This is a genomic window from Streptomyces sp. NPDC002044, from assembly GCF_040296725.1.
GTDB classification, from domain to species: domain Bacteria; phylum Actinomycetota; class Actinomycetes; order Streptomycetales; family Streptomycetaceae; genus Streptomyces; species Streptomyces antarcticus.
In genome coordinates this window covers 26,097-34,288 of record NZ_JBEOXU010000067.1, presented here as the reverse complement: position 1 = coordinate 34,288, position 8,192 = coordinate 26,097, and the positions used below count along the sequence as shown (strand labels likewise).

At 73.2% G+C, this 8,192-nt stretch carries 8 protein-coding genes and 3 tRNA genes; 7 read left to right on the top strand and 4 right to left on the bottom strand.

The features are described 5' to 3' along the window. Nucleotides 1-209 precede the first annotated feature (209 nt). The 3 genes from htpX (at nucleotide 210) to ABT106_RS18305 (ending at nucleotide 2,064) form a co-directional block, all read left to right on the top strand. Nucleotides 210-1,073 carry a zinc metalloprotease HtpX gene (gene htpX / locus ABT106_RS18315; protein ID WP_351278247.1) on the top strand — a complete coding sequence of 288 codons (864 nt, stop codon included), beginning with the start codon at nucleotides 210-212 and terminating at the stop codon, nucleotides 1,071-1,073. After that, entirely contained in the window at nucleotides 1,070-1,462 is a 393-nt protein-coding gene (locus tag ABT106_RS18310) for a YccF domain-containing protein (protein WP_351278244.1), read from the top strand. The genes htpX and ABT106_RS18310 overlap by 4 nt, the downstream gene beginning before the upstream one ends. Before the next feature lie 77 nt (nucleotides 1,463-1,539). Further along, on the top strand, nucleotides 1,540-2,064 hold the full coding sequence (locus ABT106_RS18305) for an SMI1/KNR4 family protein (RefSeq protein ID WP_351278241.1): 525 nt from the start codon (nucleotides 1,540-1,542) through the stop codon (nucleotides 2,062-2,064). Nucleotides 2,065-2,347: 283 nt separating this feature from the next. On the opposite strand, the gene ABT106_RS18300 is transcribed toward ABT106_RS18305, so the two are convergent. Both ABT106_RS18300 and ABT106_RS18295 read right to left on the bottom strand, forming a co-directional pair. Beyond that, the gene (locus ABT106_RS18300) at nucleotides 2,348-3,775 is read right to left on the bottom strand and encodes a SulP family inorganic anion transporter (protein ID WP_351278238.1); all 1,428 of its coding nucleotides are present in this window, start codon (nucleotides 3,773-3,775) and stop codon (nucleotides 2,348-2,350) included. Nucleotides 3,776-3,968: 193 nt separating this feature from the next. Beyond that, entirely contained in the window at nucleotides 3,969-4,457 is a 489-nt protein-coding gene (locus ABT106_RS18295) for a YajQ family cyclic di-GMP-binding protein (protein WP_267724613.1), read from the bottom strand. Nucleotides 4,458-4,657: 200 nt separating this feature from the next. Here ABT106_RS18295 and ABT106_RS18290 point away from each other — a divergent pair. Then, nucleotides 4,658-4,739 (top strand) — tRNA-Tyr (locus tag ABT106_RS18290). 262 nt (nucleotides 4,740-5,001) lie between these two features. Next, nucleotides 5,002-5,400 carry a DUF3574 domain-containing protein gene (locus tag ABT106_RS18285; RefSeq protein ID WP_351278236.1) on the top strand — a complete coding sequence of 133 codons (399 nt, stop codon included), beginning with the start codon at nucleotides 5,002-5,004 and terminating at the stop codon, nucleotides 5,398-5,400. A gap of 47 nt (nucleotides 5,401-5,447) precedes the next feature. Here the strand turns inward: ABT106_RS18285 and ABT106_RS18280 are convergent, their stop codons facing one another. Together ABT106_RS18280 and ABT106_RS18275 are read right to left on the bottom strand one after the other, a co-directional pair. Continuing rightward, the gene (locus tag ABT106_RS18280; RefSeq protein ID WP_351278233.1) at nucleotides 5,448-6,104 is read right to left on the bottom strand and encodes an SDR family oxidoreductase; all 657 of its coding nucleotides are present in this window, start codon (nucleotides 6,102-6,104) and stop codon (nucleotides 5,448-5,450) included. Between the two features lie 54 nt (nucleotides 6,105-6,158). Next, the gene (locus ABT106_RS18275) at nucleotides 6,159-7,472 is read right to left on the bottom strand and encodes an amidohydrolase family protein (protein WP_351278230.1); all 1,314 of its coding nucleotides are present in this window, start codon (nucleotides 7,470-7,472) and stop codon (nucleotides 6,159-6,161) included. 479 nt (nucleotides 7,473-7,951) lie between these two features. Between ABT106_RS18275 and ABT106_RS18270 the strand changes: the two genes are divergently transcribed. Together ABT106_RS18270 and ABT106_RS18265 are read left to right on the top strand one after the other, a co-directional pair. Beyond that, nucleotides 7,952-8,024: transfer RNA gene (locus tag ABT106_RS18270), tRNA-Thr, on the top strand. Nucleotides 8,025-8,072: 48 nt separating this feature from the next. Next, nucleotides 8,073-8,145, top strand: a tRNA-Met gene (locus ABT106_RS18265). The last annotated feature ends 47 nt before the right edge of the window (nucleotides 8,146-8,192 follow it).

Genomic DNA, 8,192 nt, shown 5'->3' with positions numbered 1-8,192 from the left:
GCCTTACCCCTTCCGTACAACCCCCCGCCCCCCCCCCCCCCGCCCCCGCCCCCCCGCCCGCGGGGGCGGCCGCCCCCGCGCGCCCTGGGAACCCCACGCCCCCACCTCGCGTTGACCAGGAAGGGAGGGTCCACTGGACCGTAGGCCCTCAGATCAGATCCGCAGATCCTGGACGGGGTCCCCCTGCCGCACCACTTGGAGGGCGTACCGTGCACCGCCGGCACAACGGGCTCAAGACCGCCGTACTCCTCGGCGGGATGTCCGCACTCATCATCGTCATCGGAAGCTTCTTCGGACGGACCGGCCTGATCGTCGCCGTCCTGGTCGCCCTCGGGACGAACGCGTACGCGTACTGGAACAGCGACAAGCTGGCTCTCCGCGCGATGCGCGCCCGCCCCGTCAGCGAGTTCGAGGCGCCCGATCTCTACCGCATGGTGCGCGAGCTCTCCACGTCCGCGCGCCAGCCCATGCCACGGCTCTACATCTCGCCCACCGAGGCACCCAACGCCTTCGCGACCGGCCGCAACCCGCGCAACGCCGCGGTCTGCTGCACCGAGGGCATCCTGCGCATCCTCGACGAGCGCGAGCTGCGCGGGGTCATCGGCCATGAGCTGAGCCACGTCTACAACCGGGACATCCTGATCTCGTCGGTCGCCGGAGCACTCGCCTCGGTGATCATGTTCCTGGTCAACTTCGCGTGGCTGATCCCCGTCGGCCGGTCGAACGACGACGAGGGCCCCGGCCTCTTCGGCATGCTGCTGATCATGATCCTGGGCCCGCTGGCCGCCGCCGTGATCCAGCTGGCCATCAGCCGCTCCCGCGAGTACGAGGCCGACGCGTCGGGTGCCCAGCTCACCGGCGACCCGCTGGCCCTGGCCAGCGCCCTGCGCAAGCTCGACGCGGGCACCAAGCAGCTCCCGCTGCCCGCCGAACCCCGGCTGGAGACGGCGAGCCACATGATGATCGCCAACCCATTCCGCCCGGGAGAAGGGCTTTCCAAGATGTTCTCCACCCACCCCCCGATGGCCGAGCGCATCGCCCGGCTCGAACAGATGGCAGGCCGTAGGCAGTGAATACAATCCTGAACGTCATTTGGCTCGTGCTGAGCGGCATCTGGCTGTTCCTGGGCTATGTCCTGGCCGGTGTCCTGCTCTGCATCACCATCATCGGGATCCCCTTCGGGATCGCCGCCTTCCGCATCGCGATCTACGCCCTGTGGCCCTTCGGCTACACCGCGGTCGAACGGCGCGACGCGGGCGCCCCCTCCTGCGTGGGCAACGTCCTGTGGCTGGTCCTGGCGGGCTGGTGGCTCGCCCTGGGCCACATCGTCACCGGCATCGCCCTCTGCGTCACGATCATCGGCATCCCCTTCGGCATCGCCAACTTCAAGATGGTTCCGCTCTCCCTGCTCCCGCTGGGCCGCGAGATCGTCCCGACGGACGCGCCGTTCGCCTCGCGCTGAGCCGGTACGCGACGTCCGCAGACCCGAGTTGTCCACAGGGCGAGCGCGCTGTCGGTGGAGTCGGCCACCATGAACGCATGAACGACACCGAGCAGTTGTTGGAGCACGTCGCGGACCACGTCCGCCGCCGGGCGCGGGACGACGGGAAGCCGCTGCCCGCGCCCGCGGAGGCCGGGGAGGTCGCCCGGACCGAGCGCATACTCGGCTTCGCCCTGCCCCCGCTGCTCGCCGGGCTGCACACCAGCGTCGGAGACGGCGGATTCGGCCCGGAGTACGGGCTGCTGACGCTGCGGGAGGCCGTGCGGACGTATGAGGCCCAGCGCGCGTCCGGATGGCGCTGGCCGGAGGCCGTGCTGCCGGTGGCCGACTTCGGCTGTGGCATGTGGGTGTGCGTCGACTGCCGGTCGCAAGACGCCCAAGTCCTGCTGTTCGACCCGAATCCGGGGGATCCCGACCTCGCCTGGTTCGTCGACAGCCCCAGCCTGGCCGAGTGGCTCCGCGGCTGGATCGACGGCACCGCCTGGTACTGCGAGGACTCGGCCGCGGGAGAGGAGTACGACCTGGATCCCATGCCCTGGACCGAGTTCAGAACCCGGATCTGACCCCCAGGCCGTCCCGGGGCGGCCCCACGCGCCCGGCCCCCGCCCCCGGTGCCGCCGTCCCGAAACGCCCGGCCCGCCGGCCGGGACCACACAGCCACACAGCCGGACAGCCCGACCGCTGCCACGGCCCGACCCTTGACAGCTGAACCGGGAGCCCGCACGGGGACACGCGCGATCGTGCAGCCCGTCGGCGCCCCGGAAGACGGGGAACCCGACCACACCCCGGCCCCGGCCCCCAAGAGGCGGCGCGACGGTCCGCACACGGTCCGCGCGACGGGGGGCGCTAGCCGACCTCTTCGCGGCCCGGCAGCGGCGCCCGCTTGCGCTCCCAGCCCTCCAGGGCGGTCAGACAGGCGTGGTCGAGATGGCGCAGCCCGCCCAGGTCGAGCCGTACCGGGGGCCCGTGCGGCAGCGCGTCCAGCGCGTCCAGCAGCTTCGGCAGCCGCAGGAAGCTCGCGTTCCCCACGACCCGCACGCACAGCTCCTCGCCCTCCCAGACCTCCTCGACGTGCACGTGTGAGGTTTCCCAGGCCGCCTTGGCGACGGCGAGCCCCAGCCCGAACAGCACCCCCTCGAAAAGATTCGTCGCCACGATCGCCGCCGCCGTCGCCACCAGCACCACCGCCTCGCCCCGGTGCGTGCGCCACAGCGCGGCCACCGCCCGCGCGGGCAGCAGCTTCCAGCCGGCGTGCAGCAGCACCCCCGCCAGCGCCGCGAGCGGCACCAGCTCCAGCACCCCGGGGACCGCCACGGCGAACAGCAGCAGCCAGCCGCCGTGCATCACCCGGGAGGCCCGGGTGCGCGCCCCGGCCTCCACGTTGGCGGCACTGCGCACGATCACCGCCGTCATCGGCAGCGCCCCCAGCAGCCCGCACACGCTGTTGCCCACCCCCTGGGCGATCAGCTCCCGGTCGTACTGCGTCCTGGGCCCGTCGTGCATGCGGTCCACGGCGGCGGCGCTGAACAGCGTCTCGGCGGACGCGATCAGCGCCAGCGCGACCACGGTCCCGACCGCCCCGACGGAGACCAGCACCCCGAAGTCCCCCCAGGCGGGCGGGGACACCGCTTCCAGCACTCCGGTCACCCGCACCCTCTCGACGGGCATCCGCCACAGCGCGGCCACGGTGGTCGCGGCGGCCACGGCGACCAGCGCCCCCGGTACCAGCCGCAGCCGGGCGGGCATCCTGCGCCAGCCCACCAGGACGGCGACCGTCCCGGCCCCCAGCGCCACGGCGGCCCAGTCGGCCCGGGCCACGAGGTCCGCCGCCCCGCCCAGGTTCGCCAGGGTCGTGCCCGGAGCCCCGACACCGCCCAGGGCGTACAGCTGCCCGGCGATCAGCACCAGCCCGATGCCGGCCAGCATCCCGTGCACGACGGCGACGGAGATCGCCCGGAACCACCGCCCGAGGCGCAGCACCCCCAGGCCCAGCTGCACCGCTCCGGCGGCCAGTACGAGCACCCCGAGCGCGGGCAGGCCGTACGCCCGCACCGCCTCGTAGACGAGCACGGTGAGCCCGGCCGCGGGCCCGCTCACCTGGAGCGAACTCCCGCGGAACCACCCCGTGACCAGCCCGCCGACCACCCCGGTGACGATCCCCAGCTCGGCCGGCACCCCGGAGGCGACGGCGACCCCCACACAGAGGGGGAGCGCGACCAGCGCGACGACGACGGACGCCCCGAAGTCTTCCCGAAACGTGCCGGCCCCTGGCATGCGAGAACCCCCTGCCACGCGGTGATGGATACCGGTCCAGCGTCGCGGGCGCACTCCCCGGGGCCCAAGTGCCCACGGAAGCCCGCGGTGGCGCACGCGCCGCGCGCGCCCCGCACACACGCCCCGGAACCGCCGCGGCCCGGCGGTCGGTGAAGACCGCCGGGCCGGCGTGGGAACAGGTCGCGGACCTGGGTCAGCGGTAGTTCACGTACTGGATCGCGAAGTCCAGTTCCTTGCCCTTGAGCAGCGTCTGGACCTCCTGGAGGTCGTCACGGCTTTTGGAGCTGACGCGCAGCTCCTCGCCCTGCACCTGGGCCTTGACGCCCTTGGGGCCCTCGTCCCGGATGATCTTCGCGACCTTCTTGGCGTTCTCCTGGGAGATGCCTTCCTCGATCGTGGCGAAGATCTTGTACTCCTTGCCGGACAGCTGCGGCTCGCCGGCGTCCAGCGCCTTGAGCGAGATCCCGCGCTTGACCAGCTTGGTCTCGAAGACGTCGAGGATGGCCTTGACGCGCTCCTGGGAGTTCGCCTCCATCACGATCTTCTCGCCGGACCATTCGATCGTGGCGCCCGTGCCCTTGAAGTCGTAGCGCTGGGAGAGTTCCTTGGCGGCCTGGTTGAGGGCGTTGTCGACCTCCTGCCGCTCGACCTTCGAGACGATGTCGAAACTGGAGTCGGCCATGTCCTGTGGCTCCTTGAAGTCGGTGGTGACGGCCCCGTGGGGCGCGGCCGGACAGCTCCGGTCCGCTCGGCAAAGCCTAGCCACCGCACCCGCCCGCGGCGCTGATCAATCCGGTGGCGAAGCACCCTCGGTCATCGGGTATCGTTTACGTCGTTGCCACAGAGCACCGCCCCACAGCGGACTCGCAGGCGACATCTCATGGCGATGTGCCCGAGTGGCCAATGGGAGCGGACTGTAAATCCGTCGGCTTAGCCTACCCAGGTTCGAATCCTGGCGTCGCCACGCGATGTGAGACCCCCGTTACCGCGGAAACGCGGTGGCGGGGGTCTTCTCGTCGTATCCGGACGTACCCCGTCCGGCCGAGTCGGCCGGGGGAACCTGCCGGTGCCCGCCGGTCCGGTCGCGGTGCGCGGCAAGAACCGGCACCTTTCGGCCGCCGCCCGTTCGGAGTCCAGGGCGTGCGCGGGGCGCACCGTCGGGGTCCGCTGTTCGTTCACCCGGCGTGAAATGGACATCTGACGCGCGGGGGAAGGCCGGCGGAGGCGTGCTCATCGCGCTCCTCGGCGCCGGGATTCCGGCCCTGGTGGGGGCGGCGCTCCACACCGAGGTGGGCGAGCCCTACCAGGAGACCAGGCTGTACTTCGGCACCGAACGCCCCGACGGCCGGAACCCGGTCGACGAGCGGGAGTTCACGCGCTTCCTGGACCGGGAGATCACCCCCGCCTTCCCGGAGGGCCTGACCGTCCAGGACGGCCGCGGCCAATGGCGGGAGCAGGACGGCCGCATCGTCCGCGAGACCTCGTACGAGGTCGTGCTGCTGTATCCCGCGAACGAGGCCGGAGAGCGCGGTGCCCGCATCGAGCGGATCCGGCAGGCCTACGAGGACCGCTACCAGCAGGACTCGGTCGGACGGTCCGACGACAAGGTCACCGCCGAGTTCTGAGCCGCCGGAGTCCGCCCCGGAGGCCGCGGCGCCAGAAGCCGGCTGCGTCAGTTGCCCGCCACGTCCTTGACCGCCACCGTGACCGGGGTCGAGCCGGACGTGAGCTCCAGGGTCAGGCCCGCCGTCGCCGGGGTCTCGACCAGTTCGGCCAGCACCGCGGCCACGTCGTCGCGCGGGACGGACCCGCGGCCCGTACGGGCCTCCAGGCGGACCAGGCCGCTTCCCGCGTCGTCGATCAGGGAGCCGGGGCGCAGGACCGTCCACTCGAGGCCCAGCCGGGTGCGGACGTAGTCGTCCGCCTCGCCCTTCGCCCGCAGGTAGACGTCGAACACCTCGTCGCCCTCGTGCCAGGCGTCCGCGCCCATCGAGGAGACCATCAGGAAGCGGCGGACGCGCGCCCGTTCGGCCGCGTCGGCGAACAGCACGGCCGCGCCGCGGTCCACGGTGTCCTTGCGTCCGACGCCGCTGCCGGCGCCCGCTCCCGCCGCGAAGACGGCCACGTCCGCGCCCTCGAGGAGGCCGGCCACGTGCTCCACCGAGGCCGACTCCAGATCGCACAGGACCGGTTCGGCGCCCGCCTCCCGCAGGGCGTCGCCCTGTGCCGGGTCACGGACGATGCCCGCGACCTCGTACCCGCGCGCGGCGAGCAGGCGCTCCAGCCGCAGCGCGATCTGACCGTGTCCACCCGCGATGACGATGCGCATGCCCCGACCGTACGACGAGCCGGGCGCGAATGCCCGCGAACGGTCGGCGGACCGTCAGGGCCCGGGCTCCGTACGGCCCTGCCGGGGCAGGTCCAGGGCGACCGCGACGGCGGAGTCGCAGTACTCCCGTACGGCACTCGTCCGGGCTACGACCCGGCCGCGGTGGATCACGATCCGGCTGTACGCGAGGGAGAGCACGCCCGCGAGGCGGTCCCCGCGCACGGCGAGCAGCTCCGCCGGGAAGCCGGCCTCCACGCGGACCTCAGGCAGCCCCATGACCTCACGGGCGGCGACGCCGACCGAGTCGTACGCCTCGCCCGGGCGCAGCCCGCCCTGGGAGGCCAGCAGGTACGCGGCTTCGAGCGGGTCACCGCGGCCGACCGGGTTGCCGGCGTCCCGCAGGGCCCCGCTGCCGGCCGCGACCCGTACCCCCGAGGCGCGCAGCAGGCGTACGGGCGCGGTGCGCAGACCGCGCCGCTCCAGGGCCGCGCAGTCGCCCTGGGGCAGGCAGATGACCCGTACCCCGGCGGCGGCGAGCTGGTCGGCGGCGCGGGCCGCCACGTCCAGCGGGAGGCGGGAGAGGCCCCCGCACGGCCCGACCGTCACCCCGGGGCGGAGCCCGCCGGACATGGCCGCGAGCCGGGCGAGGCGGGCCGGGTCGTCACCGTCCGTGTGGAGGTCCACGGGACAGCCGTGCTCGGCGGCGAGTTCCAGGACCGCTTCGAGGAAGCCCGTCGGGTCGGGGTCCAGGTCGGGGCAGCCGCCGATCACGCAGGCGCCCATCTTGACCGCGTCCCGCAGCATGGCGAGCCCGTCCGCGCCGGCCAGCCCGGTCAGCAGCCGGGGCACGGCCACCGTGGTGAGGTCGGTGAGCCCGCGCAGGGAGCGCCGAGCCTGGAGGACCGCTTCCATGGGGCCGAGGCCGTGCACGTCGCCGATGCGGACGTGCGAGCGTACGGCCGTGGCGCCGTGGCCGAGCTGGAGCAGCGCGGCTTCGGTGGCCCGCCGCTGGACCTCGTCGGGGGCGTAGGAGACGGGCCCCTCACCGTCCGCGGTCAGCGCGGTGTCTCCGTGGGCGTGCGGCTCGGCGGGGGCGGGCAGCAGAAGGTAGCCGGTCAGGTCCACCCGGGACAGGGCGGGCGCGGGGAGGCTGCCGGCGGTGCCGACGGCCTGGATGCGGCCGCCGCCGAGGCGTACGTCGACGGTACGGCCGTCCGTGAGCCGGGCGCCGGTGAGCAGCAGGGTGGTGGTCGCCTCGGCGGAGGCGGCGTGCCCGGGGGAGCCGCCGTGCCCGGGGCCGGGGCCGTCGCCCTCGCCGTGGCCGCTGCGGGGGGAGTGGAACGGCTGCTGCGGCGGGCTGTCGGACATCGCGCTCCTGCGGTGGCTCGGGCGGTTCCTGGGCCTGGGCCGTGGCCGCGGACCGGCGGCCCGGCACCCCAAGATCACGCAGCGTGCCCGCAGCCTAGGGTGCGGCGCACCCCGCTTCGCGGAGGAGGGCAATAGTCGTACCGGTGTGGTGCCGACGCCCGCGCCCACGCTCGGGATCGCGCGCACCCGCGCACGCGCGGTCGCGCCCGCTGGCGTACGCGGTATCGCGGCCGTCCGCGCGCCTGTGCCGGGGCGCGCACAGCGCGGCGCCGGCCGCCGTAGCCGCCGCGGGCACTGGTCGGTGGCCGGTGGTGCTCCAGGACGGAGGCCCGCGTGTGAGCCCGAACACAATCCGCCTGTAATCGGGCTCCGGAGGGGCTTCGGGGCGTGATCGGGAAAGGCCGGTGAACCTCTAGGAGCCCTGCTCCCGCAAAGGATTTGGGCGATCGGCGGGCAACCGTGTAATGTCTTCCTCGCTCGCCCCAATAGCTCAGTCGGTAGAGCGTCTCCATGGTAAGGAGAAGGTCTGCGGTTCGATTCCGCATTGGGGCTCTGGTGAGAGAGGTTCCCCACCCTCGGGTGGGGAGACGATCACATCAAAGCGGCGTAGCTCAGTCGGTAGAGCAAGCGGCTCATAATCGCTGTGTCACCGGTTCAAGTCCGGTCGCCGCTACACACAGTAGCCGATTGCGGGGTCGGTCTCCCGGTCGGCTACTCTTG